Consider the following 25,276-nt stretch of genomic DNA (forward strand, 5'->3'; position numbering starts at 1 on the left):
CGCTTTATGGGGTAAGGGGATTTTGTGTCTGCGACATTTCTGTTGTGCAAGAAATATGTACAATAAAATGAATTTTGTCGCTTTGCAAGCAAAATCCCACTAAACCCTATAGGTTGCGGATTTGAGGTTTAGAGACAAGAAAAAGCCCTCCATTTGCAGTTTTGGGCTGAATATTTTACAGAATTGAATAGAGAAGACAATAGAGACAGATGCTGATTGTTAGTATATTTTATTTTTATTGCACTTATAAATGTGTCGCAAACAAAATAGTTTAAATCACATAACTTATTGATAACCAACAATATAAACAATCATAACGATTAAAAATATTCCCTTGTCAAGTAGCATTCTGGTCAAAAAGGTCAATGTCATTGTTGGTCAATTTATAAGAAGTATTGGTCATTTTTTTCTATAGTATAATATAAATAATTATTTATATTATACTATAGGCTTTTTGACCTATCCCCCGAAGGATTTTGACCAACAATGACATTGACCTTTATGACCGCTTTTCTAAAATTCTGAGTCACAAGCCTTCATTTTCTTCAAAATCAGTCTAAATGCAGCAATTGATTTCCGAAATATCGTTATAAAGCACTATCAGTCAGACACTTACAGACACCCCTAAAAAATCTGTAGCGGAAAAATTTGTTTTCAACTCCAAATTGTTGTACCTTTGCACCAGCAATCGAAAGAAAGCTTCTCTTGTACCAGATGTCGGTCTTAATAGACGACAGGCGCCAGTCGTCAATGACAACCGAAATAAGGGCAAGAAACGAGGCTTCTGGGAAATTGAAATATCAACCATCTAAACACACAAAGTATGATTAACTACAGCATTACCATACGCTCAGTGAACAGTAACCTCATTGCCGATGCCGAGTTCAACCTCGTAGCCAGCCGCAGCGCTCAGGCTGCAGTCATCAAGGCCATCAAGGAGGGCAAAGCCAACGTGGACATCAGCACTCCAACTACTTCTGGCGACGGTTCAGATGGTGGTGGCTCTAACCCAAGCGGTGGCACTCCTGCAGGAGGTAACACCGAGCAGAGCGGCGGCACCAGCCAAGGCACCGGTTCCAACCCAAGCGGCGACAATAAGGGCGACGCTGGACAGGACGGCAGCGGCGAGGACAACGAACTGTAGAAGGGAAATTACCCCCCTGTGAAACACACAAAGAATTTAAGTTTAACCTTTAAAATTGAATCAAAATGAGTAAGATGAAAGCAGACACTTGGAAGACCATTCTTCAAATCGCCATCAGCATTCTTACGGCACTTGCCACTTCGCTGGGCGTTACAAGTTGTATGGGATAAAGGAAAGATATTGCGTTCAAGCAAATCATAATAAAAGTTTTCAACTGTTTAAATTAATAGTATGTTTTCATAAAGCAAGCCCTCAGCTGTGATAGCTGGGGAGGTCGTTGTTTTATGACATGATATCCCCTTTTGTCTGAGCATGCTATGATGGCATTGGCTATATATTAAATATCAAATCCCATGTCTCGCACAAGTTGCTTGACTACATTGACTTTGACGGTTGAAGCATCCTCTTTATCATAGAGAAGAAGTAAAACCACTTGACCATTTTCTACATCAGTAAGAATATTGAAAGTAATGACTCTTGCTCCACCTGATTTTCCTTTGCCTTTAGCTTTGATTGCCATACGGATTTTGCGTATGTTTTTTGTAATCTCATCACCTTGCAGAGGGTTGTCCTTAATACTTTCGAGAAATTCCTTGTAGTCTTGTTTAAAACTTGGGTATTTCTTAGCAAGACGTTTTGCTTCTTTTGCAAAGTCGTCAGAAACCGATACTATAATATTACAACTCATCAAGCAAACTATCTGCAGATTGAAGTTTACGCTTTCCAGCAATGGCTTCCTTTACCTCTGTCAAAGCGTTTCTGAGTTCTTTCATCAAGTCGCGCGATGAATCAATACTATGACTTCCGTCATCGGGGAAGATGCGGAAATTTCCTGCACGCGATTTTAGGACTACGTGCTCTCCTGCTTTTGCCAAATTCAGATACTTTGTCTGATTAGTGCGAAAGTCTCTTGTGCTAATTACAACCATAATTCTATATATTTGTTTACGATGCAAAGAAAGTGCTACCTTTCTTCTGCAAAGATACGGTTTTTTATTGAAACTGCAATCAAAATGGTAACCAAATTAACATTATTTGGTTACCAAATAAGCTCTACAAGGGGTAATGGATATGGTTCAAGTATATGAGTCATAATAGGTATCTTCATTATCGCAATCTTAAATGACAAGTTGGACTGAAATCCCGACTTGATGACTGCATATTTCATCATATTTTGTGAAAATTCATATAGAGATGAGCAAAATATATAAATTTCTGAGCACTTTTATTATTTTTTTCTTACCTTTGCAAACAACTATGTGCTCGTTTCTCAGGAAATAGCACATTTAAATATCAACTGAATAACGGAAAAGATGAAATATGCTTTAGTTACAGGAGCGTCAAGAGGTATTGGAAAAGCCGTGGCTTTACGACTTGCCAAACGGGGCTTCTGCACAATTATCAATTACTTGAACAACCATGAGGCGGCGGAACAGGTAAAACGGGAAATTGAACAAGAGGGCGGCTATGCTGAACTCCTGCCCTTTGATGCGTCTCAGCCTCAACAAATAGAGGCTGCTATAGACCAATGGGAATCTGCGCATCCTGACGAGTGGATCTCCATACTGGTAAATAATGCTGGCATCAGAAGGGATAATGTCATGTTCATGATGTCCAACGATGACTGGCACGATGTCCTCGACACCAACCTCAACGGGTTCTTCTACATCACCCGCAGACTCTTGAAACACATGATGCCCCGCAGACATGGCGGTCGTATCATCAATATGGCTTCGCTCTCGGGAATCAAGGGAATGGCTGGACAGGTAAACTATAGCGCTGCGAAGGCTGCGCTCATCGGAGCTACCAAGGCGCTGGCACAGGAGGTGGCGCCCCGCAACATCACGGTGAATGCTGTGGCTCCGGGATTCATCGCTACAGACATGACTAAGGAGTTGCCTGAAGATGAACTGAAAAAGATGATTCCTGCGGGAAGATTTGGCAAGGCAGAAGAAGTGGCTGCCTTAGTTGATTTCCTTGCCTCTGACGAAGCGGCATACATCACAGGAGAAGTCATCAACATCAATGGGGGGCTCTACACATAATATATATATACTACAAGATAAATGGAAAGAAGAGTTGTCATTACAGGAATGGGTATCTGGTCGTGCCTTGGCACAGATCTGGATACTGTCAAGGAATCATTATACGCAGGAAAATCGGGTATCGGAATCCAACCGGAACGATTGGAATACGGCTACCGTTCGGCTTTGACCGGTATAGTGGAGGAACCTGTCATTACCAAACAAATGCTCGACCGCCATACGCGTGCCGGAATGTCTGAAGAGGCTAAATATGCCTATATGGCAAGTGTTCAGGCTTTTCAGCAAGCCGAGATTTCGGATGAGTATCTCCGGGAAAATGAGGTGGGATGTATTTTCGGCAACGATTCTTCTGCCAAACCCGTCATCGAAGCTGCCAAAATCATGGATGAGAAACATGATTCTGCCATGCTCGGATATGGGATCATCTTCCAGTCGATGAACTCTACCGTCAACATGAATCTCAGTACCATCTTCCATCTCCGGGGAATCAACTTCACGGTCAGCTCGGCATGTGCCAGCGGAAGTCATTCCATCGGCTTGGGATATATGATGATCAAACAGGGCTTGCAGGAGATGGTGCTCTGTGGCGGTGCGCAGGAAACCAATTATTACTCCATGGCTTCCTTTGATGCGCTCAGCGCCTTCTCTATCCGCATGGACGAACCTGCCAAGGCAAGCCGTCCTTTCGACCGAGACCGCGATGGACTCATTCCAAGTGGTGGAGCTGCCTCTCTGGTACTGGAGGATTACGAGCATGCCAAAGCACGAGGCGCCAACATTCTTGCGGAAGTGGTGGGATATGGTTTCTCCAGCAATGGTGGGGGAATCAGTCAGCCATCAGACGAGGGAAGTGTCGTCGCCATGAGCCGTGCGCTGAAATCAGCCAACGTGACGGAAGAGGATATTGACTACATCAACGCTCATGCCACCAGTACACGACAAGGCGATATGTATGAAGCTATCGCCCTCGACAGAATGTTCAACGGCAAACATGCGCTGATTTCTTCTACCAAGGGAATGACTGGGCACGAATGCTGGATGGCGGGAGCTTCGGAGATCGTTTACAGTACGCTGATGATGCAGAACCATTTCGTGGCTCCTAACGTGAACTTTGAAAATCCAGACGAATATTCCGAAAAACTCAATATTGCGACAAAGACGGTAGATACGGAAATCAATACCGTACTGAGCAACAGTTTCGGTTTCGGAGGAACCAACTCGGCTCTGGTCATCAGAAAATTCAAGGAATAACTATTTCTGAAAAGAAAAATATGCAATCATTATGAATCTATTCAAGTCAGAAAGCGACCGCTATTCTCAGGAGCAGTTATCTGCCCGGGAAGCTCAGCGACAAGCAGAATTCATCGCATGGGGACCCGTCATCTTCCAGGTTTCCAGACTCATGCTGAAATGGGGTATTCTGGAGGAAATCAGAAACAGTCATGACGGACTGACCCTGGAAGAACTGGAAGGGAAAACCCGCCTCTCCCAGTATGCGCTCAAGATTTTGCTGGAAGCTTCGCTTAGTGCTGGTATCATACTGATAGACAAGGATTCTGACCGCTATACGATTTCGAAGACGGGGTGGTTTCTGCTCACGGATGCTGCTACCCGGGTAAATATCGACTTCAATCATGATGTGAATTACCAGGGATTGTTTTATCTGGATGAAGCCTTGGAGACCGGGAAACCTGCCGGGCTGAAGACTTTAGGCAACTGGCCTACCATCTACGAGGGATTATCTCAGCTTTCTCCGCAGGTACTGGAGAGCTGGCTCAATTTTGATCACTTCTATAGTGACCATTCTTTCGACAAGGCGCTGGAAATCATTTTCTCCAAAGATACGAAACATCTGATGGATGTGGGTGGAAATACAGGGGAATTTGCGCTCCGTTGTGTGGATGGCAACCCACAGGTAAATGTCACCATCGTTGATCTGCCCGGACAGATAAGAATGATGAAGAAGAATATTGAGGGGAAAAAGGGAGCTGACAGAATCCATGGTTTTCCTACGGATATTCTGAAAACAGAAAACCAGTTCCCTACCCTGAAAGAGATGGCTCCTGCAGAACAGGGCGACAACTGGGATGCGATCTGGATGAGCCAGTTCTTAGACTGCTTTTCGGAGGAAGAAATATACAGCATTCTGGCAAGAGTGAGCCAAGTGATGTCGGAGGATACTACCTTATACATCATGGAGACTTTCTGGGACCGGCAGAAATACGAGACGGCTTCGCTCTGCCTGACCATGACAAGTGTCTATTTCACGGTCATGGCGAATGGAAACAGTAAGATGTATCATTCCGACGACATGATCAGACAGATAGAACGTGCCGGACTCAAGGTAGTAGCCATCCACGACGGAATAGGTCACGGCCATTCGATACTGGAAGTAAAAACAAGAAAGTAAACATTCATATAAAATTCGAACTATCACATGGAAAGAAAAGAAATAGAAGAAAAAGTAAGAAACTTCCTCATTGAGGATTTGGAGATTGATGAAGAAAAGATTGCTCCTGAAGCTAAATTGAAGGATGACTTAGGCATAGACAGCCTTGACTTCGTAGATATTGTGGTAATCGTGGAGAAGAACTTCGGATTCAAAATCAAACCAGAAGAAATGCAAGGGGTTACTACCCTCACCCAGTTCTGTGATTATATCGAGAGTAAAGTGGGATAAAAGGGGAAGTGAAGAAGAATACGACTTTCGGTAATGCCTGGATGCATCGCCAACTCATCAACATGCTCAGGTTCGTGGACGAGCGTTTCATCTATGTTTTCGCATGGACGATGATCATGCCCGTCTGTTTACTGCTAAATACCAACCACAGCCGCAGCCATGCTTACCGGTTTTTCCGAAACCGTATCGGTTGGGGCAGATGGAGCTCTGCATGGCACACTTACCTCAACCATTGCCTGTTTGCCACGGTTGTGATAGACCGGTTTGCCATGTTTGCCGGCAAAAGGTTTGATATTGAGCAGGAGGGTACCGAATATCTGAGAGAGCTGGCTTTTCAGGACGATGGTTTCCTGATGTTCAGTTCACACATCGGCTGTTATGAGGTGGCTGGCTATTCTCTGACTCCGCCTGGAAAACGCTACAACGCACTTGTATATGGTGGCGAAAAAGACAGGATTATGGAAGGAAGACAGAAACAATTTTCTGAGCACAATATCACGATGATTCCTGTAAAAGAGGACATGAGCCATCTGTTCAAAATCAACGAGGCTCTGGTCAACCAGGAGATTGTCAGTATGCCTGCCGACCGGGTGATGGGTTCCTCGAAAACCATTCCAACAGAGTTTTTAGGCAAAACGGCTCATTTCCCATTAGGTCCATTCGCAGTTGCTACGATGCGCAACCTGGAAGTTTTAGCCATCAACGTGATTCGTATTTCCAGAAAGAAGTACAAGATCTTTGTGGTGCCCCTCGCCTATGACAAGCAGGCATCCCGGAAACAAAAGATGGAGCAACTTGCCAAGAAATATGCAGAAGAGCTGGAACGTCTTGTACGACAATATCCAGACCAATGGTACAACTTTTACGATTTCTGGGCAGATAAAAATGCAGAACCATCCATCACATGATGTAATCAAGATAAAGATATGAATTCAGATATAGATAATCCGGAAGGATTGGAACTCAGCCAAATAGATATACACGAGCTTCTGCCTCAACAAGAGCCGTTTGTCATGATAGACCGGCTCGTCTATTGCGATAAAACCGTCACACTTGCAGAGACAGAAATCAGGAACGACGATATCTTTGTTGAGAATGGACACCTTTCTGCATCTGGCCTGATAGAGAATATTGCACAGACTTGTGCAGCACGGATTGGATATTACAACTATATTCATAAGAAAGGAATCCAGATTGGTTTTATCGGGGCCATACGCAATATGGACATTCTACAGCTTCCACCTGTGGGGGAAATCCTCACCACCCGTGTAGAAGTGAAAGAAGAAGTCTTCGGAATGACCTTAGCAGAGGCAACCGTTTCCTGGAGAAATCAGGTTTACGTAACGACTGAAATGAAAATTGCCGTTAAAGAGTAAAAAGAAAGAAAGATGAAAGAACTGAAAGAATCCAAAGAATTTGAAATACGTTTCAGCGAAGTCGATTCGATGAACGTAGTTTGGCATGGTTCCTACCCACTCTATTTCGAGGATGCCCGCGAGGCTTTCGGCAAGAAATACGGGCTGGAATACATGACTTTCTTCGATCATGGCTATTTTGCTCCTATCGTAGAACTCAGTTTTCACTATAAGAAGCCTATCAGATATGGAATGCGTCCACGCATCGACATCATCTATCGCCCTACTGAAGCGGCAAAGATTGTGTTCGATTACGAAATCCACGATCAGGAAGACAATTCTCTTATCGCAACAGGTCATTCCGTACAGGTTTTCATGGATTTGAATTACCAGCTCGTCTGGGACAATCCGCCCTTCTATCAAGAATGGAAAGAGAAACAATTGGCAAATGACAAATGACAAATGACAAATGAGGTTGAATCATGGCTTACATTATAGCAGATAATATTATTTCTCCATTAGGGGAAACATCCGAGGAAAATTACCTGTCAGTAAAAGCTGGCAGGTCGGGCATCCGTGCTTATGAGCCTGGAACATGCAATATTCCAGAAGGATTCTACGCCTCTCTGCTATTCGAAGACTTCGAGACTTTGGCCCTAAGATCTGCACAAAAAGCCATTGCTAATGCGCAACTTGAACTGAAAGGAAAGCGCACAGCTTTTATTCTCAGTTCTACGAAAGGAAATATTGAGGAAAATATTTCCTTGGCAGATTCTGAGCAAAGAATAGCCAGCCAGTTGGGAATAGACTCCAAACCTATTGTCGTTTGTAATGCTTGTATTTCCGGACTATCTGCCTTGATTTTGGGCAACAGACTGATAGATTCAGGCCTGTATGATGCTGCCATCGTATGTGGTTGCGATACGCCCCGGCAATTCATCCTGTCCGGTTTCCAATCCTTAAAAGCGCTTTCCCCTGAGCCTTGTCGCCCATTTGACATGGAACGGATGGGACTCAATTTAGGCGAAGCTGCTGCTACCCTTATTCTGAGCAAAAATCCTATCCAGGGAAATTCCTGGCGAATGGGGGATGGTTTCATCAGAAATGACGCTTTCCATATCAGCACCCCCTCCAAAACTGCAGATGGTCTGTATCTGTCCCTCCAAAGAACTTTGGAATCCTTCACGAAAGAGATTTCATCCACTTGCAAACAGATAGACCTGAAAGAGCATCTGGCTTTCATCAATGCTCATGGTACAGCCACGCTTTTCAATGACCAGATGGAATCTGTTGCCATCGGAAGAGCAGGACTGTCAGATCTGCCCGCCAATGCCTACAAAAGTTTCTGGGGGCATACGATGGGAGCTGCCGGCATTCTCGAAACCATCATCAGCATGAAAGCAATTGATGATGATACGATTTTGGGAACCAGAGGTTTTTCTGAACTGGGAGTGTCCGGGAAAATGAATATCTGTGCAGAAAACCGACCGACAGACAAGAAAGGCTTCATCAAGATGTTGTCTGGATTCGGAGGTTGTAATGCTACAATATGGGCAGCCCAAAAACCAGAAAGAGAGAATATCGCTTTATCGCAAATTGAACAACAGAATCGTGAATTCACGACCACTCACACGATAAGGATTACGCCCGAAGAGGTGATATTGGACCAACGGAAACTTTGGGAAGGAAAGAAGGAACTGGGGGAACAGGAAGGACAGGAACATCATTCTCTCCTGACGACTCTCTACAAACAGATGATAGGCAATTATCCGAAATTCTACAAAATGGATGGACTCAGCCGCCTGGGATTTGTGGCTTCTGAAATCCTGTTGAATGCAGAAAAGGGAGATACGGACGTAGAAAGGAGAGAAGAGGAAGGGGAAAGGCTACTGGAGGAAAGGGCAATCATCTTTTTCAACCATTCCTCTTCCATCGCCTCTGACAGGAACTATAAGGAATCTATAAACGATAAAAACAATTATTTCCCAAGTCCATCCATCTTCGTTTATACGTTGCCCAACATCGTAACGGGCGAGATTGCCATCAGGAATCATTTTCATGGTGAAACCTCCTTCTTCATCCTGCCCGATAAAGACGAAAGGATGATGGAGGAAATCCTACAGGCATCCTGTCGGGACGCTCAAAGCAAGAGTTTCCTGACAGGTTGGATTGATTATGAAGACGAAAGGCATTTCGAAGCGGATCTGAAGATCAAGAAAATGAGAAATTACAAATGAGAAATAAAATATTAAAATCATATAAATAAAATCGTATGGAAGAATTGATTAAAGAACTCAAGGAGGAAATCATAGAGGCATTAAACCTCGAGGAAATGACTCCTGAAGATATTGATGAGAACGATGCGCTCTTTGGAGACGGACTGGGGCTGGACTCGATTGATGCGCTGGAACTCATCGTCTTGCTGGATAAAAAATATGGAATTAAGTTGGCTAACCCTGCTGAAGGTAAGGCTATTTTCAAAAGTATTGCCACGATTGCAGACTATGTGAGCAAGAACAGAAAGAAATGAATATTGCTATCACAGGCGAAGGCATTATTTCTGCCATCGGCACCAATAAAGAGGAAGTGTTGCAGTCTCTGCTCGCCCATAAGTCGGGAATCAAAGAGATGCTATTTCTACAGTCGGTTCATCACGAACTGCCTGTAGGAGAGGTCGCTTTGTCTAATGAGCAAATGAAAAAACGGCTCGGCATTCCAGAAAAACAACTGATGAGCCGCACAGAACTCATGGGAATTCTTGCCATCCGGCAAGCCCTGGAGGATGCTGGAATCGACCTTTCTGCTGTCTCTGCTTCCAACAAGAAGATCGTCCTCGTTTCAGGAACGACGGTTGGCGGAATGGACCTTACGGAACAGAGTTTCAACCCACTCTACGAGCAATTTCAGTCACAGCAGGAAACAAAGGTGGAAGAACTGGCTTTTCTCAACCACCACGATGGAGGCAACTGCACACAGAAGATTGCTGATTATTTCAGAAATGAATCGGCAACAGGACAAAGTGGATTTGATGAATTGACCACCATCTCTACAGCCTGTTCTTCTGCCGCCAACGCCATCATGTTGGGAGCCAAACTATTAGAAACCGGTGAAGCAGACATCGTTGTTGCCGGAGGTTCAGAAGCTCTTTCCCGCTTCCATCTCAACGGTTTCAATTCCCTGATGATTCTCGACAAGAAGCGCTGCCGCCCGTTTGATGCAACCCGCGCAGGATTGAACTTGGGAGAAGGCGCTGCATTCGTAGTCTTGGAATCAGAATCTGCAGCCCGCCATCAGGGGAAAACGCCCCATGCTTACCTTACCGGTTATGGCAATGCCTGCGATGCGTACCATCAGACCGCTTCGTCTGAGAATGGAGAAGGAGCTTTCCTGGCGATGAAAGAAGCCTTGAATATGGCACACATAAAACCGGAAGACATCCAATATGTAAATGCACATGGTACAGGAACTCCCAATAATGACCAGAGCGAATCCGAATCTCTCAAACGGTTATTTGGCAGGAAGATGCCTTTAATTTCAAGTACGAAATCATTTACCGGACATACTACCAGCGCCTCGGGAAGCATAGAGGCGGTCATCTGTCTGCTTGCCATGCAGCATCATTTCATCCCAGCCAATCTCGGTTGGGAAAAACAGATGGAAAACGGTATTATTCCTTGCACAGGCATCGAAAACGTAAGGCTGGAAAATGTACTCTGCAATTCCTTTGGATTTGGTGGAAATGACAGTTCGCTCATTTTTTCTACTCATCCGACAGAAGAGGAAACGATACAGACAAAAGGGGAGCCTCAGCAGACTGCCAGCAACATCCGTATTCTTTCAACTGTAGAAATTAACTCAGAAGAGGATTTGTCCGACATCCGCAAATATGTAAAACCGATGGAAGCCAGGAGAATGGGCAAGATCATGAAAAGTTCATTACTCTCCTCTTTAGAGGCTTTGGAAAAAGCAGGAATTGCCACCCCGGATGCCATCATCACGGGCACAACTTATGGATGTTTGGAAAATAGTGAGAAATTGCTTGTCCAACTGAAAGAAGAAGGGGAAGAAATGCTCAAACCTACTTATTTCATGCAGAGTACCCACAACACCATAGGCAGCAATATTGCGATCAAGACCCATTGTCATGGTTACAACATCACCTATACGCAGGGCGAAGATTCTCTTGACTGGGCCATCCGTGATGCGAAAATGCTATTAGCAAGTGGAAAAGCAAAAACGGTTTTGGTGGGCTGCCATGATGAAAGTACCCCGCTATTAAACCAGTTAAGAACACAGAGTGGAGAAAAAGCCTTGCCTTCCATCCATTCTATAGCGATGGTATTATCATGTGGCGAGTAATATTTTTAGCTATCACGCAGAGTATGCTTTTAGCGGCAGGACAGGTATGTCTGAAGTTTGCCCTACAGAAAATGCATCCCTTCGGTTGGACAAGAGATTTCTGGCTAAGTCTCCTGCTCAACTGGCAGTTTGCCTGCTGTGGACTTTTCTTCGGCGCAGCCTCTCTCCTATGGATGTATATTGTAAAACATTTCCCGCTCAGCGTTGCTTACCCGATGGTGAGCATCACATACATCTTCGGAATGTTAGCAGCCATCCTGTTCTTTCATGAACAAGTGTCTGTCTGGAAATGGTTAGGTATTGGCTTCATCATGATAGGTTGTTGCCTCATCGCAAAATGATGCCTCATCAGTATAGGTTCATCGCAAAATAGATTAAACGAATAATAGATAATCAAGATGAAAAAGTTATTGTTTTTAATCATGTTTATCAGCTTATGCCTTTCTTCCATCTCTGCCCAGCAGAAGGTGAACGAGGCACAAGTCAGGCAGCAGATAGGCGCTGTTGCTTCCCGCATGAAGTCGATGCAATGCGATTTCGTACAGACCAAGCATCTCAGAATGCTCAATGAGAAAATGGTTTCGCGGGGCAAAATGTATTACCAGCAGGGCAACAGACTCAGATGGGAATACACCTCTCCTTATGCTTATACATTTGTAATCAACGGATCCAAAGTTCTCATCCGGAAAAATAAGCGGAGCGATGTGATCAACGTGAACCAAAGCAAGATGTTCAAGGAAATAGCCCGCATCATGATGAATAGCGTTGTGGGAAATTGCCTCAACGACAAGAGGGATTTCAAAGTCTCACTTACCGGTTCTTCTTCTGAATACATTGCCACGCTCTATCCTCAACAGAAACAGATGAAAATGCTGTTTCAGAAGATCATACTCCACTTTCATAAAACAAGATCTGTGGTTACTCAGGTGGAACTCATAGAGAAAAAGGGAGACAGAACGATTATTGAACTGAAAAATATCAAGACCAATGCTGCCATCAATACGAAAGTTTTTCAAGTCAATTAGTCTTTGTGGACTCTTTTCTATGAGTCTTTTGGGACTCTTTTCCCTATTTTCCCTCCTACCCATTTCAGCCCAAGACATCGCAGACCAGCATCCTTTACCCGACAGTATCGGGAGCAAGATGAAATATAATGCGACAATTGAGATGAAGAAAGGTTATCTGAGCGGAATTTGCATGCTGATAAGAGATAAGGACGGCTACAAGGGAAGCATTTTCAATGAATTTGGAATCTCTGTTCTCGACTTTACCTACCAGCCGGTCACAGGAAAGGTGAAACTGGAAAATGTCATCCAGTTGCTTGACAAATGGTACATCAAACGCCTGCTCAAGCAAGATCTCTCCCAGGTTATCAAAAACCTTCAAAATGGCATTTCCATATACGATAATAAAAAATACAAAATCCATTATCAATTCTCAGAACTGGAAGAAACAATGGAGGAAAAAGAGGAATTGGAGGATAAAGTGGATAAAAAACAAAAATAAACAGGACGATGCAACTGAAAAATCATCTTTATACAATTGTCGAAGCAGACAAACAGGGAAACTTACAGCAGAAGGAAGCAGCAGGCTTGCAGCAGAAGGAAGCAGCAGGCTTACAGCAGAAATGCCAAGAAGTTCTTTCGAGCAGAAGCAATACTTCCTTTCGCCTTCGCCTCAACCCAGAGCATTTCATCTATCAGGCTCATTTCCCTGGCGAACCTGTTACGCCGGGAGTCTGCATTCTACAAATCGGAAAGGAATTGTTAGCAGAACTTCTCCAGGAATCTTTGGAGATTACCCACGTCAAAAACGTGAAATTCCTCTCGGTTATTTCTCCTCTTAAAGAAAAGGAAATCTCTTATACCTTCAAGAAAATTGAAACTTCAGAAGATTCCCAAGAGGTTAAAGCACAAATCATCGTTGCTTCCGATGAAGAGACAAAAGCTAAAATCTCTTTCACGTGCAGAAACAAATGACAAATGAGAAATGAGAAAGGGAGGAGGAAATTAATAAAGGAATAAATGGAAGATAAGTTGGAACAACAGAAAAGACTTTTAAGAGCAAGAGGAATCTGCGTAATCATCCCTACTTTCAATAATGAGAAAACCATTGGGGAAGTAGTGAAGGAGACGCTCTGCTTTTGTGATGATGTCATTGTCGTCAATGATGGCTGTACAGACAGTACTGCTCAGATCATTGGGGAGATTGACAACATTACTGTTGTCGCTTATTCTCAAAACCGAGGTAAGGGCTACGCTCTCCAGCAAGGTTTCAGAAAAGCCTTGTCCATGGGATTTGCCTACGCCATTACATTAGATGCGGATGGTCAGCATAAACCTGAAGATATTCCGCTCTTTCTGAAAGCCAATCAGGAACATCCGGGAGCTCTCATCATTGGAGCAAGACCACTCCAAGGTGTTGAACGTTCCAAGGGAAGTGATTTTGCCAATCAATTCTCCAACTTCTGGTTCTTCGTACAAACAGGCAAACGATTGGAGGATACTCAGACCGGTTATCGCCTCTACCCTCTGCACAAACTCCACGTTTTATCCCTGCTCACCAACAGATACGAAGCCGAATTGGAACTCTTGGTTTTCGCCTCCTGGCACGGAACGGAGATTGTTTCCATCCCTATCCAGGTATATTATCCGCCACGCAAAGAACGGATAAGCCATTTCCGACCAGGCATGGATTTCGCTCGCATCAGCCTCCTCAATACCCTATTGTGTGTGTTGGCAATTATCTATGGTCTGCCTTGCCGTCTTTACCGCAAGATGGCAACATTTCTGAGAACGGCTTATTCCCTGTTGTTCTTCCTCTTCTTTATGATGGTCATCATCACGCCCTTAGCCTGGCTCTACATCAAAATCGGAAGGATGACCGAAAAGAAACAGGTTCGGCTCCATGAACTGATCTATCATGCAGCCAGATTTGTGATGATTCATCACGGCATCCCCGGCACTAAATTCATCAGAAAAGTAGGCGGTATGATCATCAAGGGAAAAGAACCGGTAAGATTCGATTTTGATAAGCCCCGAATCATCATCTGCAACCACCAGTCGCATTTGGATCTGATGTGCCAACTGGTCTTTACACCCAAGATTGTGTTTCTGACAAACCAATGGGTTTGGAACAATCCTACTTATGGTTTCCTGATTCGTCATGCAGAATATCTTCCCGTAATAGAGGGTCTGGAACCGCTGATGCCGCAACTCCGTTCGCTGACAGATCGGGGTTACAGTATTGCCGTTTATCCCGAAGGAACCCGTTCCAAGGACTGTCGTATAGGCAGATTCCATCAGGGAGCATTCTATCTGTCGCAGGAACTCGGATTGGAAATATTGCCTATGTACCTTTATGGACCAGGCAAAATCCTCCCTAAGAAAACCTACCATCTGCGCAAGGGTATCTTCTATATCGAAGTGGGAAATCCGATAAGCAGGAAGGAATTGCAAGTCATGGGAGAATTGAGAAAACAAGCCTCCACATTGCGCAAACAATATAAGGAGAGATACGAAGAAATCGCAAACGAAATAGAAAAAAGAGTCTGAATTGAAAAGAGTTATTATTATAGGAAGTGGACTGGGAGGTCTGTCATGTGGCATGATTTTAGCCAAGAATGGTTATCACGTTACGCTGTTGGAGCAGTCGCAGCAAATAGGCGGTTGCTTGCAATGCTTCTATCGCCATGGGGCAAAGTTTGAAACCGGAATGCACTTTATCGGAAGTGCTGCAGAAGGTCAGACTCTGTCCAAACTGATGCGCTATCTGGAGATAGACAGGGATGTGCAACTTTCCCAACTGGATCCTTCCGGTTATGATGTGGTAGCCTTGGCTGGCAAGAAATACAAGTTTGCCAATGGCAGAGAGAATTTCATCCGGCAGATGACAGAATACTTTCCCAACCAGCATGAGAATCTCATCAGATATTACAATCTGGTGGAAAAAATCGCCCAAGCTTCTTCCCTGCACGCTCTGAAAGATGCAGAATCAGATTCCGTCATCAACACAGAATACCAGCTGCGCTCCATCAACGAGGTAATTGACGAACTGATTAGCGACCCTACCCTGGCGAAAGTACTGGTGGGCAATCTCCCCCTCTATGCAGCAGAGAAAGACAAGACTCCCTTCTCTACCCATGCCTTCATCATGGATTTCTACAACCAGAGTGCTTACCGCATAAAGGGAGGAAGCGATTCTGTTGCCCAAGCACTTGCCAATACACTCCAGAGATACGGAGGAGAAATACTTACTCTCCATCAGGCAAGGCACATCGTCTGCGACGACAAACAGGCAACGGGAATAGAGGTTTGGAACAAAAAGGAAAAGAAAACCGTATTCTTCCCTTGCGACTACGTGATCTCAGATGCGCACCCCAAACGCACCTTAGAAATGCTCGACACCAAACTGATACGGCCTGCCTACAGAAACCGCATCAACAGCATTCCGCAAACAGCAGGTTGCTTCTCTGTTTTCCTGCGCTTCAAGGAGAATGAGGTGCCCTACCTCAACTACAATTACTATGGTTATCAGGAAAATACGCCATGGAATTGTGAAAATTACTCGGAAGCATCCTGGCCCAAGGGATTTCTGTACATGCATTTCTGTGCAGACTCCACACCAACAACCTACGCTTCATCAGGAGTTATTCTCTCCTATATGAAGATGGAAGAAGTGACCCGCTGGAAAGGTTCTTCCGTAGGAAAGAGAGGAAAGGAATATGAAACTTTCAAGCGCCAGAAAGCAGAAAAACTGCTGGACGTTGTGGAGACTCATTTCCCTGGACTCAGAGATCATATTGCGGAATACTATACTGCCACCCCACTCACCTATCTCGACTATACGGGAACAGAGGATGGAGCCATGTATGGTATTGCCAAAGACATCACGAAGGGAGCTGCATACAGGGTGCCCCAACGCACCAAAGTGCCTAATGTATTTCAGACAGGACAAAACATCAACTCCCACGGAATGTTGGGAGTCCTGGTAGGAACCATCGTAACTTGCTCGGAGTTTCTGACTGCCAGGACCATTTACGAACAGATAAAAAAATGTAACGAATGAAGACGGCTATCATCATAGGAGGAGGTTTGGGAGGACTGTTTACTGGAGCCATCCTTGCCAAGGAAGGCTTACGGGTTACTGTGCTCGAAAAGAACGCTACGGCTGGTGGTGGGCTCCAGAGTTTCCATCGCTTTGGTGAATCCTTTGATACAGGAATGCACGTCATAGGCGGAATGCAACCTGGCGGAAACATCTACCGTATCTGCGAATACTTGGGCATCCTGGACCAGGTGAAAATCAAAGATGTAGATGCAGACTGTACAGACTGCCTTTACTTTGCAGAAGACCAGCAGACCTATCAGCTCCAAAAAGGAAAAGAAGGTTTCATCAACTCATTATCTGCTTATTTCCCGGAAGAACGGGAAAATCTGCAACGCTATGTAGATGCCGTATTTGCCATTAGCGACTCCATCGACCTCTTTCATCTCCGTCCTACGACCGATTTCCTTCAGGTTCATACCGATGTTTTTCTGATGGCAGCAGATGCTTTTGTAGCAAAATACATCCAGAATCCCAAACTCCGGAGCATCGTTTCCTACATGAACCCGCTTTATGGAGGCCGACAGGACGAGACTCCAGCCTTTGTCCACGCCATCATCTCCACTCTCTACATCCAAGGCACCAGCCGGTTTGTGGGAGGAAGTCAACATTTTGCCCAACTGCTTGTTTCTGTAATCGAACAGGCAGGAGGAAAGGTGCTCACCCATACAGAAGTAGAATGGGTGGAAGTCAACAACCGTCATGTGGAGTACGTAAGAACCCGGCAAGGAGAAATTTTTCAGGGCGACTACTTCATCTCAGCCATTCACCCTTGCACCCTCTTGAAACGGATGCCCGAAAAAGCTTTCCCCAAGGCTTATAGAGAGCGCCTGAATCAGATTCCAAATTCCTATTCAGCGTTTTCCGTCTATATCAAACTGAAGCCCGACTGCTTCCCATACATCAATCATTCGGAATATTACATGACCCGATACGATGAAATATGGAAATTCGGCGAGCAGCACGACACCTGGCCTTTAGGCTTCCTGTTGATGACTCCGCCAGACGAAAACCAGGGCAAATACAGTTCAAAAGTCCTCATCACCGCACCTATGCTCTATGATGAAGTGAAGAAATGGGAACAGACCACCGTGGGGCATCGGGGCGAGGAATACGAAACTTGGAAAGCCCAGAAAGCGCAACAGCTCCTCTCTCATGTCGAGGAAATTCATCCCGGGTTCGGAGAATGTATCGACAGAACCATCACAGCTTCCCCGTTGACCATTCGCGACTTTTATGGAGTGAAAGACGGAGCAATGAGCGGATTCAGCAAGGACTACAAAAACATCGCATTATCGCAGGTCCCCGTGGTTACCAAGGTAGATAACCTGTTGCTGACAGGTCAGAACAACAACCTTCATGGTTTCTGCGGCGTTCCCCTGACGGCAATCAATACCGCCGAGGCTATTTTAGGAAGAAATTCCATACTCCATAAAATAAATGAAATCGGAAAGAATGAGAATTAAACCGATGAAGCAAAGACTGATGATCATAATAGGGTTCGTCCTCCTATGTCTCCAGATACTGAAGGCACAGGAGAAAGTCAACATCTGGCAAGGCACAGCATGCAGAAAGAATGTGGAAATGACTGCATATCTGGCAAAAGGTGGCAGCAAGATGGCTGTCATCGTATGTCCTGGTGGAAGTTACCTCTGGCACGATATGAATGGCGAAGGACACGAAGTGGGCAAATGGTTGCAGAACAACGGAATCTCTGCATTCGTGCTCCATTACCGTACTGCCGGGTTCATGGCCTTCTTCCTGCATTACCGCCATCTATTCAGAGGAGTCCGATACCCTGATGCATTGGACGACCTGACCCAAGCCACCTTATATATTAAGGAACACGCAAGGGAATACGGAGTCTGCTCCGACAGCATTGGAGCGATGGGCTTTTCTGCAGGCGGTCATCTTGTACTGTCGGGAGTTACCCTGCGTAAACTTCCCCTGATGTTTGTTGCCCCCATCTATCCGGTCGTCACCATGAACGGAAAATACGTTCACAAGCGGTCGCGCAGAGCCTTGTTGGGCGACAACCGCAAAAACAGCAGACTGCTTCGAGACTCCCTGTCTATTGAGCATCATATTTCAGCCAGTTGTCCACCCGTGTTTCTGGTAAACTGCAAGGATGATCCTATCGTAAAATACCAGAACTCAGAATTGCTCGATTCCGCCCTGACTGTCCATCACATTCCCCATCAATACATCCAATACAAAACGGGAGGACATGGATTTGGAGCCTCCGACACAAAGGGTTCGCCCGAATGTCGGCAATGGAAGAAAGAGTTTTTAGTTTGGATCAGAAAACTTCAGAACCAATAATTACAGCATTAGACTTTTCCTGATTCAAGGATTCCAAGAATGAAAAAATCAAGGATTCCAAGAATGAAAGAACAAAAAAGATTCCAATATGAACATAACAGATTTTGACGATATTCGCCCATACAATCCCGATGAATTTCTTGAGGCCATGCAGCGCATCGCCCACAGTTCATCGTTTCCGATTCTTTCTGCATACGTCTATCCGGAAGAATCGGTCAAGGAAATCCGTCAACGCATAGCCAACTACCAGACGGTTAGGGAATTTCAACAGGACACGATGAGTAAAGTCAACCAGCAGGTGATAGAAAACAGCATCACGGAATTTTCCTGCTCAGGACTCGACAAGCTGAGTCCTGAAGGGCATTATCTCTATGTTTCCAACCACCGTGACATCATGTTAGACTCCAGTCTTCTCCAATATTTCCTGCTCAATCACGGCTTCGACACCACAGAGATTACCTTTGGTGCCAATCTGATGTCCAACCAGTTGATTATCGATATTGGCAAATGCAACAAGATGTTTAAGGTAGAACGCCCGGGCGGAAGTCTGAAGGAATTCTATCGCAGTTCCAGACACCTGTCCGATTACATCCGCTTCGTGATTCAGGAGAAAGGACAGTCCATCTGGATAGCCCAGCGCAACGGCAGGACCAAGGATGGAAACGACACGACAGACCAGGGCATCATCAAGATGTTCTGCATGTCTTGCCCGGATGATAAAATCAAGGCAATAGACCAGTTGCACATCGTACCTGTAGCCGTTTCCTACGAATGGGAATCATGCGATATTCTGAAAACGCTCGAACTCTACGAAAGCCAGTTTGCCAAATACACCAAAAAACCGGGCGAAGACCTGAACAGTATTCTGACAGGAATCTCCCAACCCAAAGGTAGGGTGCACATAGAAATCTGCGAACCGATTTCCCGCATGGAACTGATGAAACTGGAACAGCTTACGAGCAACGAATATCACAAGGCAGTAGCCCGTCTGCTGGACGAGCGCATCAACAAGGCCTATCGCCTGTATCCCAACAATTACATCGCTTACGACCTGCGGTACGGCACCAGAAAATACCAGGATTTCTATACCCCGCAACAGAAGGAAGAATTCTTGGCACACGTCAGAGAATTGGAACATTATGATACTTGCGACATCGAAATGCTGAAAGATATTTATTTAGGCATTTATGCCAACCCTGTAAACAACAAGTAAGCAGAAGTAGAAGAAACAATAAGTAAGAAGCAGAAAAAAGTAAGAAGCAAGAAGAAAATAAGAAGTAAGAAAATGACAGAACTGATTCTGAAAATATACGATTATCTCAAGACGCATCGGATGAGCGGCATCTGCTCATCCGTGGCAATCACGCTCATACTTCTCCTTGCAGTTACCAGACTGAACTACAAGGAAGATATTGCCGACTTTCTTCCGATAGATAGCGAGCACCAGAATGCCATGAAGGTCTATCAGAACATTTCGGGAGCCAGCAAGATTTTCGCCATCTTCCAATACAGGAATGCTGCGCAGTCTGATGATCCGGAAATACTGACCCATACCATCGACGCTTTCGTAGAGAATGTGGAGAAAACAGACTCTGCCCACGTCATCAGAAATCTGATGGCGCAAGTGGATTTGGAAAAGATGAACCAGATAACAGATTTCGTCTATCAGAACATTCCTTATTTCCTGACAGATGCAGACTATCGGAGAATGGACAGTCTGCTCAGTCAGCCCGATTACATTCCCCACCAGCTGAAAGCAGACAAACAAATGCTCCTCTTCCCTACCGGCGGCATTCTGTCTGACAATATTCAGCGCGACCCGCTGAACCTCTTCACTCCCATCCTGCAGAAATTGCAGCATTCCGAATCCAGTCTGAAATATGAAATGTACGATGGCTATATCTTCTCTCCCGACATGAAGAAGGCCATTGTGATGATGGATTCTCCCTTCGGGGCAAGTGAGACAGAAAACAATGCCCGCCTTACCCAAATGCTAAAAGACTGTGCCCGGGAAGCCAGCCAGTCGCAGCCGAATATAGAAATCCACATCATAGGCGGACCCGTTATTGCCGTCACCAATGCCCATCAGATCAAAACCGACAGCATTCTGTCTGTAAGTATTGCCGTTGTACTGATCCTTGCCCTGCTCTTCTTCTCCTTCAGAAGCAGGAGAAACCTTTTGCTCATAGCCCTTTCCATCGGATGGGGCTGGCTCTTTGCCATCGGCGGGTTAGCTCTCTTCCACAATCAGGTTTCGGTCATCGTCATCGGCATTTCATCTATCATCTTGGGTATTGCAGTCAACTACCCTCTTCATTTCATCGCCCACCTTTCTCATACACCCGACAAGCGGAAGGCGCTGAAAGAAATCGTCATGCCGCTCCTGGTGGGCAACGTGACTACGGTAGGTGCTTTCCTGGCATTAGTTCCACTCAAATCCGTGGCCTTAAGAGACCTGGGACTGTTCAGTTCTCTCCTGCTCGTCGGCACCATCGTATTCGTGCTCATCTATCTTCCCCATCTGTCTAAGACAACAGGGGAGGCAAAGCATACATTCCTTGACAAGTGGAGCAACATCTCGCTCGAAAAGAAACCGGTCTTCGTTACCATTGTGCTCATCCTGACCATCATCTTCGGATATTTCAGTCTGCAGACGGAGTTTGACACCAACATGGCACACATTAATTATATGACTCCGGAACAGAAGGCAGACATGGAATATTTCGCCAAAATGATGAAACAGGAAGACGGAATCCAGAAAGTATATGCCCTGTCTTCCGACTCCACTTTGGACGGAGCACTCGACAAAAGCCTCTCCTTGCAGGGAACTCTGCAGAAACTTTCCGACCAGAAGACTATACAGGACTACTCCTCCTGCAACCAGTTTATCACATCGAAGAAAGAACAGGCACGGCGCCTGCAACTCTGGCAGAAATTCCTCGATAAACACCAGTATCTCCTCACTTCCGGCATCAAACCTTATATGACAGAAGAAGGATTTGCCGATGGTTGTTTCGCAGATTTCGAGCGCATACTCCACCAGGATTACCAGCCGCAGGACATTCAGCATTTCAAACCTCTGCTGCAATCCGCATTTGCCTCCAACATCAGTACCGACAGTCTCAACGGCAAATACCACGTCATCAACATCCTCTCTGCCAAAGAAAAGGATGTAGAGAAGGTGGAGGATTGTCTGCAAACACAACATTGCTTCAGTTTTGATGTGAAGAGCATGAACAGCGCCATCGCCAACCATCTGTCAGACGATTTCAACTACATCGGATTTGCCTGCGGATTCATCGTATTCTTCTTCCTCTGGTTGTCTATGGGAAGTATCGAGTTAGCAGTCCTCTCGTTCATCCCGATGGCTATCAGTTGGCTGTGGATATTGGGACTGATGGCCATCTTCCACATGCAGTTCAACATCGTGAACATCATCCTCGCCACCTTCATCTTCGGTCAGGGCGACGACTACACCATCTTCATGACAGAGGGAGCCATGTACGAATATGCTTACCGGCGCAAGATGCTTGCCTCCTACAAGCATTCCATCATCATTTCAGCCCTCATCATGTTTATCGGCATCGGCACGCTGATAGTAGCCCGCCATCCGGCACTCCGCTCATTGGCAGAAGTCACCATCGCAGGCATGTTCTCCGTGGTTCTGATGGCCTATATTTTCCCGCCGCTTATCTTCAACTGGCTGGTGAAGCACAAGGGAGAATACCGGGTTCGTCCCCTTTCCTTACAGATGCTTTTCCGCCGCAGGAAAGAGGGAGTTGCCTATTATCACGACCTGGTTCTCGACCGCTACCGCTACAAGGGTGTGGAAGTTTTCAGCACCGTCAAGCGAAATCTCAGGCGCAACCATGATTATCAGGCGTGGATGAAGCAGCAGGATACTTCCCAACCAGTCATCATCCCGTCTGCCGGCTATGGAGAGAAAGTGCTCCTCTTTGCCCTGCTCCACCCGGAAACAAAAGTGATTGCCGTAGAAGCAGATCCTGACAAATGCAGACTGATGAAATTCAGCATGGAAGGGATTGTTGAAAATGTAGAAATCATCAACCAAGCTGAAATCAGCCGTCAAATGTGATTATAAATAAGAATCAAGATCTCATGAATAAGATTTAAGATGAACTAAAATCAATATGTATAAAAATGAAAATCAATATGAAAGAGAATATTAGAAAAATCCTGGAAGAAGCCCTACCACTGGTAGATTTAGATTCAGATTTCCTGTTCAATGAACTGGATTCCTTAGGCATTACCACCATCCTGATGCTCCTTTCAGACGAATACCAGATAAAACTGGAATCATCAGACGTAACACCTCGGAATTTCCGCAACTTAGACAGCCTTGTGGCAATGGTAGAAAAGAAAAAACAGGCAGGCGTATGAAGACATCAGAGGACTATATGCTGACATCAGAGAATCATCTGTTGACTTTAGAGGACTATCTGGAGAAAGACGCAGCATTATTTCCCGACAAGGTGGCAATCATCTGTGGAGAAGAATCATGCACTTACCGGCAACTGTGGAACCGTGTAACCGATACAGCCGATTCGTTTCATAGCAAGGGACAGGCGATTCCTTTCGTTGCTTCCCCTACGATAGAATGCCTCGTAACATATTTTGCCATTCATCGCTCAGGAAACGTGGCAGTTCCGCTGGAACAGGAATCGCATTTTTCTGAAGAAATGAACAAGACAGAAGAAGCCTCCATTCCAGCAGGAGTAGCCGACATACTTTTCACGACAGGCACAACCGGCAAGTCGAAGGGAGCGATGATTTCCCATTCCACCATCATCGCCAATGCTGAAAATCTGATAGAAGCACAAGGCTTTCATCACGACCTGACCTTCATCATCAATGGTCCTCTCAGCCACATCGGAAGTCTCTCCAAGGTCTATCCCATCATCCTCGTAGGCGGCACCCTACACATCATCGACGGAATGAAAGACATCAACCGTTTCTTTCAGGCAATGGATTCCCCTACTGAAGGAAAGTTTGCCACATTCCTGGTTCCGGCAAGCATCCGGATGCTGTTGACATTTGCTTCCGACCGCCTTGCCCTGTATGCAGATAGAATAGAATTCATCGAAACAGGCGCTGCTCCTATCTCTCAGAATGATATGGAGAAACTTTGCTTTATCCTGCCCCAGAGCCGCCTTTACAATACGTATGCTTCCACCGAGACGGGCATCATCTCCACCTATGATTTCCAGCACGGCGAATGCCTGGTTGGTTGTGTAGGCAAACCGATGAAGCATGCAGGTTTCATCATCGGCGAAGACGGGAAAATCGCCTGCACAGGGAAAACGCTCATGAGCGGTTATTATGGTGATGAACTCCTGACCCACTCTATCATGAAAGAAGGAGTCCTCTACACCTCCGACCGGGGAACAGTTGACGAACAAGGGCGTTTGCGGCTCAAGGGACGGGATGGCGACATCATCAATGTGGGCGGTTATAAGGTAGCGCCAGATGAAGTAGAAGATGCAGCCCTCAGCCTTCCGTTTATCAAGGACTGCATCTGCATTCCTGCCAACCATCGGGTTTTGGGCACCATTCTGAAACTATTAGTTGTGCTCGACGGGGATCATCCGTTCAACAAACGGGAGATAGCCTTAGCACTTCGCGACAAGCTCGAACCCTATAAAATCCCTACCCAATATGAGCAAGTAGAAAGCATCCAGCGCACCTTCAACGGGAAAACAAACCGGAAGGCATATCTTTCAGAAAAGTAGGTATGACTGCTCGTCAAATCATAAAAAAGCAATTAAAGTCGTAAAAAAATAGACAATTCGCTTGGTGTTCTCAAAAAAATACATTAATTTTGCCACCATAAAATATAACATAACCAATTATTATTAGACTATGATGACAATCGAAGAATACAGAGCAGCCATCTTTCAAGCACTGCTCGATGCAAAGAACGAGGACGGGACTCAGCTTCTCAGCGAAAAGGAAGCCAGAGAGGCCCTCAACGGCTTTACCGACGATGAGTTGCAAGATGGAATCCTATGGAATTCACCGGAGGATGTGGCTAACATCATATTGGAAGGATAAGAATACTTCAAAATATTCAGTCAAGAAGCGTATCATGGAATTCATGATACGCTTCTTTCATTTTATACGCTTTATTTTAATAGCTGCAAACGCAATAGAATTGTAGAAAGAAACGTCCTATTTTCCATTTCCTTTAAAAATGAAATAAAAAAATATATAATGCGCAACATTTCTTTGCGTAATTCAATAATTA

At 45.2% G+C, this 25,276-nt stretch carries 26 protein-coding genes and 1 pseudogene; 25 read left to right on the top strand and 2 right to left on the bottom strand.

Features of this window, described 5'->3' with window-relative positions; genetic code table 11:
• Positions 1-823: 823 nt before the first annotated feature.
• Both EXN75_RS11290 and EXN75_RS17725 read left to right on the top strand, forming a co-directional pair.
• Positions 824-1,144 carry a hypothetical protein gene (locus EXN75_RS11290; RefSeq protein ID WP_187349090.1) on the top strand — a complete coding sequence of 107 codons (321 nt, stop codon included), beginning with the start codon at positions 824-826 and terminating at the stop codon, positions 1,142-1,144.
• Positions 1,145-1,209: 65 nt separating this feature from the next.
• On the top strand, positions 1,210-1,314 hold the full coding sequence (locus tag EXN75_RS17725) for a smalltalk protein (RefSeq protein ID WP_246031378.1): 105 nt from the start codon (positions 1,210-1,212) through the stop codon (positions 1,312-1,314).
• 167 nt (positions 1,315-1,481) lie between these two features.
• Here EXN75_RS17725 and EXN75_RS11295 read toward each other — a convergent pair whose 3' ends face one another.
• Together EXN75_RS11295 and EXN75_RS11300 are read right to left on the bottom strand one after the other, a co-directional pair.
• On the bottom strand, positions 1,482-1,832 hold the full coding sequence (locus EXN75_RS11295; RefSeq protein ID WP_134843898.1) for an addiction module toxin RelE: 351 nt from the start codon (positions 1,830-1,832) through the stop codon (positions 1,482-1,484).
• Positions 1,822-2,073, bottom strand: coding sequence for a prevent-host-death family protein (locus tag EXN75_RS11300; protein ID WP_118120551.1), 252 nt, complete (start codon positions 2,071-2,073; stop codon positions 1,822-1,824). The genes EXN75_RS11295 and EXN75_RS11300 overlap by 11 nt, the downstream gene beginning before the upstream one ends.
• Before the next feature lie 384 nt (positions 2,074-2,457).
• Between EXN75_RS11300 and fabG the strand changes: the two genes are divergently transcribed.
• The 23 genes and pseudogenes from fabG to EXN75_RS11415 all read left to right on the top strand — a co-directional run bounded on the left by fabG (position 2,458) and on the right by EXN75_RS11415 (position 25,083).
• Positions 2,458-3,189: a 3-oxoacyl-ACP reductase FabG gene (gene fabG, locus EXN75_RS11305; RefSeq protein WP_134843899.1), complete on the top strand. Its 732-nt coding sequence runs from the start codon at positions 2,458-2,460 to the stop codon at positions 3,187-3,189.
• Between the two features lie 21 nt (positions 3,190-3,210).
• The gene (locus EXN75_RS11310) at positions 3,211-4,440 is read left to right on the top strand and encodes a beta-ketoacyl-[acyl-carrier-protein] synthase family protein (RefSeq protein WP_134843900.1); all 1,230 of its coding nucleotides are present in this window, start codon (positions 3,211-3,213) and stop codon (positions 4,438-4,440) included.
• A 31-nt stretch (positions 4,441-4,471) separates the two neighbouring features.
• Positions 4,472-5,599 (top strand): class I SAM-dependent methyltransferase, encoded by a 1,128-nt coding sequence (locus EXN75_RS11315; RefSeq protein ID WP_134843901.1) that lies wholly within the window; start codon positions 4,472-4,474, stop codon positions 5,597-5,599.
• A 27-nt stretch (positions 5,600-5,626) separates the two neighbouring features.
• On the top strand, positions 5,627-5,869 hold the full coding sequence (locus tag EXN75_RS11320; protein ID WP_022110658.1) for an acyl carrier protein: 243 nt from the start codon (positions 5,627-5,629) through the stop codon (positions 5,867-5,869).
• Between the two features lie 8 nt (positions 5,870-5,877).
• Positions 5,878-6,777, top strand: coding sequence for a lysophospholipid acyltransferase family protein (locus tag EXN75_RS11325; protein WP_342776612.1), 900 nt, complete (start codon positions 5,878-5,880; stop codon positions 6,775-6,777).
• Between the two features lie 18 nt (positions 6,778-6,795).
• Positions 6,796-7,245: a pseudouridylate synthase gene (locus EXN75_RS11330; protein ID WP_118119292.1), complete on the top strand. Its 450-nt coding sequence runs from the start codon at positions 6,796-6,798 to the stop codon at positions 7,243-7,245.
• Positions 7,246-7,257: 12 nt separating this feature from the next.
• A complete protein-coding gene (locus EXN75_RS11335) occupies positions 7,258-7,683 on the top strand; it encodes an acyl-CoA thioesterase (protein ID WP_134843902.1) in 426 nt (141 codons plus the stop codon).
• 23 nt (positions 7,684-7,706) lie between these two features.
• Positions 7,707-9,461: a beta-ketoacyl synthase N-terminal-like domain-containing protein gene (locus tag EXN75_RS11340; RefSeq protein WP_134843903.1), complete on the top strand. Its 1,755-nt coding sequence runs from the start codon at positions 7,707-7,709 to the stop codon at positions 9,459-9,461.
• 35 nt (positions 9,462-9,496) lie between these two features.
• Complete coding sequence (locus EXN75_RS11345) at positions 9,497-9,754, top strand: phosphopantetheine-binding protein (RefSeq protein WP_022110663.1); 258 nt, start codon at positions 9,497-9,499, stop codon at positions 9,752-9,754.
• Positions 9,751-11,583, top strand: a complete 1,833-nt coding sequence (locus EXN75_RS11350) for a beta-ketoacyl-[acyl-carrier-protein] synthase family protein (RefSeq protein WP_134843904.1) — start codon at positions 9,751-9,753, stop codon at positions 11,581-11,583. The genes EXN75_RS11345 and EXN75_RS11350 overlap by 4 nt, the downstream gene beginning before the upstream one ends.
• Positions 11,571-11,924 carry an SMR family transporter gene (locus EXN75_RS11355; RefSeq protein ID WP_134843905.1) on the top strand — a complete coding sequence of 118 codons (354 nt, stop codon included), beginning with the start codon at positions 11,571-11,573 and terminating at the stop codon, positions 11,922-11,924. The genes EXN75_RS11350 and EXN75_RS11355 overlap by 13 nt, the downstream gene beginning before the upstream one ends.
• A gap of 57 nt (positions 11,925-11,981) precedes the next feature.
• The gene (locus tag EXN75_RS11360; protein ID WP_134843906.1) at positions 11,982-12,608 is read left to right on the top strand and encodes a LolA family protein; all 627 of its coding nucleotides are present in this window, start codon (positions 11,982-11,984) and stop codon (positions 12,606-12,608) included.
• 118 nt (positions 12,609-12,726) lie between these two features.
• The gene (locus tag EXN75_RS11365; protein ID WP_246031379.1) at positions 12,727-13,089 is read left to right on the top strand and encodes a hypothetical protein; all 363 of its coding nucleotides are present in this window, start codon (positions 12,727-12,729) and stop codon (positions 13,087-13,089) included.
• 8 nt (positions 13,090-13,097) lie between these two features.
• Entirely contained in the window at positions 13,098-13,562 is a 465-nt protein-coding gene (locus EXN75_RS11370) for a hotdog family protein (RefSeq protein ID WP_118119302.1), read from the top strand.
• A gap of 45 nt (positions 13,563-13,607) precedes the next feature.
• Positions 13,608-15,137, top strand: a complete 1,530-nt coding sequence (locus EXN75_RS11375; protein ID WP_134843908.1) for a glycosyltransferase — start codon at positions 13,608-13,610, stop codon at positions 15,135-15,137.
• A gap of 1 nt (position 15,138) precedes the next feature.
• A complete protein-coding gene (locus EXN75_RS11380; RefSeq protein WP_187349091.1) occupies positions 15,139-16,650 on the top strand; it encodes a phytoene desaturase family protein in 1,512 nt (503 codons plus the stop codon).
• A complete protein-coding gene (locus EXN75_RS11385; protein ID WP_134843909.1) occupies positions 16,647-18,155 on the top strand; it encodes a phytoene desaturase family protein in 1,509 nt (502 codons plus the stop codon). Before EXN75_RS11380 ends, EXN75_RS11385 begins: the two co-directional genes overlap by 4 nt.
• A gap of 4 nt (positions 18,156-18,159) precedes the next feature.
• Positions 18,160-19,011, top strand: a complete 852-nt coding sequence (locus tag EXN75_RS11390; protein ID WP_134843923.1) for an alpha/beta hydrolase — start codon at positions 18,160-18,162, stop codon at positions 19,009-19,011.
• 88 nt (positions 19,012-19,099) lie between these two features.
• A complete protein-coding gene (locus EXN75_RS11395; protein ID WP_134843910.1) occupies positions 19,100-20,224 on the top strand; it encodes a 1-acyl-sn-glycerol-3-phosphate acyltransferase in 1,125 nt (374 codons plus the stop codon).
• A 72-nt stretch (positions 20,225-20,296) separates the two neighbouring features.
• Positions 20,297-22,768: pseudogene (locus tag EXN75_RS11400) on the top strand (MMPL family transporter); the annotation flags it as partial.
• A gap of 416 nt (positions 22,769-23,184) precedes the next feature.
• On the top strand, positions 23,185-23,412 hold the full coding sequence (locus EXN75_RS11405) for an acyl carrier protein (RefSeq protein ID WP_022110674.1): 228 nt from the start codon (positions 23,185-23,187) through the stop codon (positions 23,410-23,412).
• Complete coding sequence (locus tag EXN75_RS11410; RefSeq protein ID WP_246031380.1) at positions 23,409-24,761, top strand: class I adenylate-forming enzyme family protein; 1,353 nt, start codon at positions 23,409-23,411, stop codon at positions 24,759-24,761. Before EXN75_RS11405 ends, EXN75_RS11410 begins: the two co-directional genes overlap by 4 nt.
• A gap of 130 nt (positions 24,762-24,891) precedes the next feature.
• A complete protein-coding gene (locus tag EXN75_RS11415; protein WP_118119312.1) occupies positions 24,892-25,083 on the top strand; it encodes a hypothetical protein in 192 nt (63 codons plus the stop codon).
• The last annotated feature ends 193 nt before the right edge of the window (positions 25,084-25,276 follow it).

This window comes from Segatella hominis (assembly GCF_004535825.1).
Classification (GTDB): Bacteria; Bacteroidota; Bacteroidia; order Bacteroidales; family Bacteroidaceae; genus Prevotella; species Prevotella hominis.

Coding starts and splice junctions, on each gene's coding strand:
- EXN75_RS11390 (WP_134843923.1), top strand. CDS start 18,160: ATGAAGCAAAGACTGATGATCATAATAGGGTTCGTCCTCCTATGTCTC.
- EXN75_RS11360 (WP_134843906.1), top strand. CDS start 11,982: ATGAAAAAGTTATTGTTTTTAATCATGTTTATCAGCTTATGCCTTTCT.
- EXN75_RS11340 (WP_134843903.1), top strand. CDS start 7,707: ATGGCTTACATTATAGCAGATAATATTATTTCTCCATTAGGGGAAACA.
- EXN75_RS11355 (WP_134843905.1), top strand. CDS start 11,571: ATGTGGCGAGTAATATTTTTAGCTATCACGCAGAGTATGCTTTTAGCG.
- EXN75_RS11330 (WP_118119292.1), top strand. CDS start 6,796: ATGAATTCAGATATAGATAATCCGGAAGGATTGGAACTCAGCCAAATA.
- EXN75_RS11415 (WP_118119312.1), top strand. CDS start 24,892: ATGATGACAATCGAAGAATACAGAGCAGCCATCTTTCAAGCACTGCTC.
- EXN75_RS11335 (WP_134843902.1), top strand. CDS start 7,258: ATGAAAGAACTGAAAGAATCCAAAGAATTTGAAATACGTTTCAGCGAA.
- EXN75_RS11365 (WP_246031379.1), top strand. CDS start 12,727: ATGAAATATAATGCGACAATTGAGATGAAGAAAGGTTATCTGAGCGGA.
- EXN75_RS11300 (WP_118120551.1), bottom strand. CDS start 2,073: ATGGTTGTAATTAGCACAAGAGACTTTCGCACTAATCAGACAAAGTAT.
- EXN75_RS11375 (WP_134843908.1), top strand. CDS start 13,608: ATGGAAGATAAGTTGGAACAACAGAAAAGACTTTTAAGAGCAAGAGGA.
- EXN75_RS11410 (WP_246031380.1), top strand. CDS start 23,409: ATGAAGACATCAGAGGACTATATGCTGACATCAGAGAATCATCTGTTG.
- fabG (WP_134843899.1), top strand. CDS start 2,458: ATGAAATATGCTTTAGTTACAGGAGCGTCAAGAGGTATTGGAAAAGCC.
- EXN75_RS11405 (WP_022110674.1), top strand. CDS start 23,185: ATGAAAGAGAATATTAGAAAAATCCTGGAAGAAGCCCTACCACTGGTA.
- EXN75_RS11295 (WP_134843898.1), bottom strand. CDS start 1,832: ATGAGTTGTAATATTATAGTATCGGTTTCTGACGACTTTGCAAAAGAA.
- EXN75_RS11345 (WP_022110663.1), top strand. CDS start 9,497: ATGGAAGAATTGATTAAAGAACTCAAGGAGGAAATCATAGAGGCATTA.
- EXN75_RS11350 (WP_134843904.1), top strand. CDS start 9,751: ATGAATATTGCTATCACAGGCGAAGGCATTATTTCTGCCATCGGCACC.
- EXN75_RS11370 (WP_118119302.1), top strand. CDS start 13,098: ATGCAACTGAAAAATCATCTTTATACAATTGTCGAAGCAGACAAACAG.
- EXN75_RS11290 (WP_187349090.1), top strand. CDS start 824: ATGATTAACTACAGCATTACCATACGCTCAGTGAACAGTAACCTCATT.
- EXN75_RS11320 (WP_022110658.1), top strand. CDS start 5,627: ATGGAAAGAAAAGAAATAGAAGAAAAAGTAAGAAACTTCCTCATTGAG.
- EXN75_RS11385 (WP_134843909.1), top strand. CDS start 16,647: ATGAAGACGGCTATCATCATAGGAGGAGGTTTGGGAGGACTGTTTACT.
- EXN75_RS17725 (WP_246031378.1), top strand. CDS start 1,210: ATGAGTAAGATGAAAGCAGACACTTGGAAGACCATTCTTCAAATCGCC.
- EXN75_RS11315 (WP_134843901.1), top strand. CDS start 4,472: ATGAATCTATTCAAGTCAGAAAGCGACCGCTATTCTCAGGAGCAGTTA.
- EXN75_RS11395 (WP_134843910.1), top strand. CDS start 19,100: ATGAACATAACAGATTTTGACGATATTCGCCCATACAATCCCGATGAA.
- EXN75_RS11310 (WP_134843900.1), top strand. CDS start 3,211: ATGGAAAGAAGAGTTGTCATTACAGGAATGGGTATCTGGTCGTGCCTT.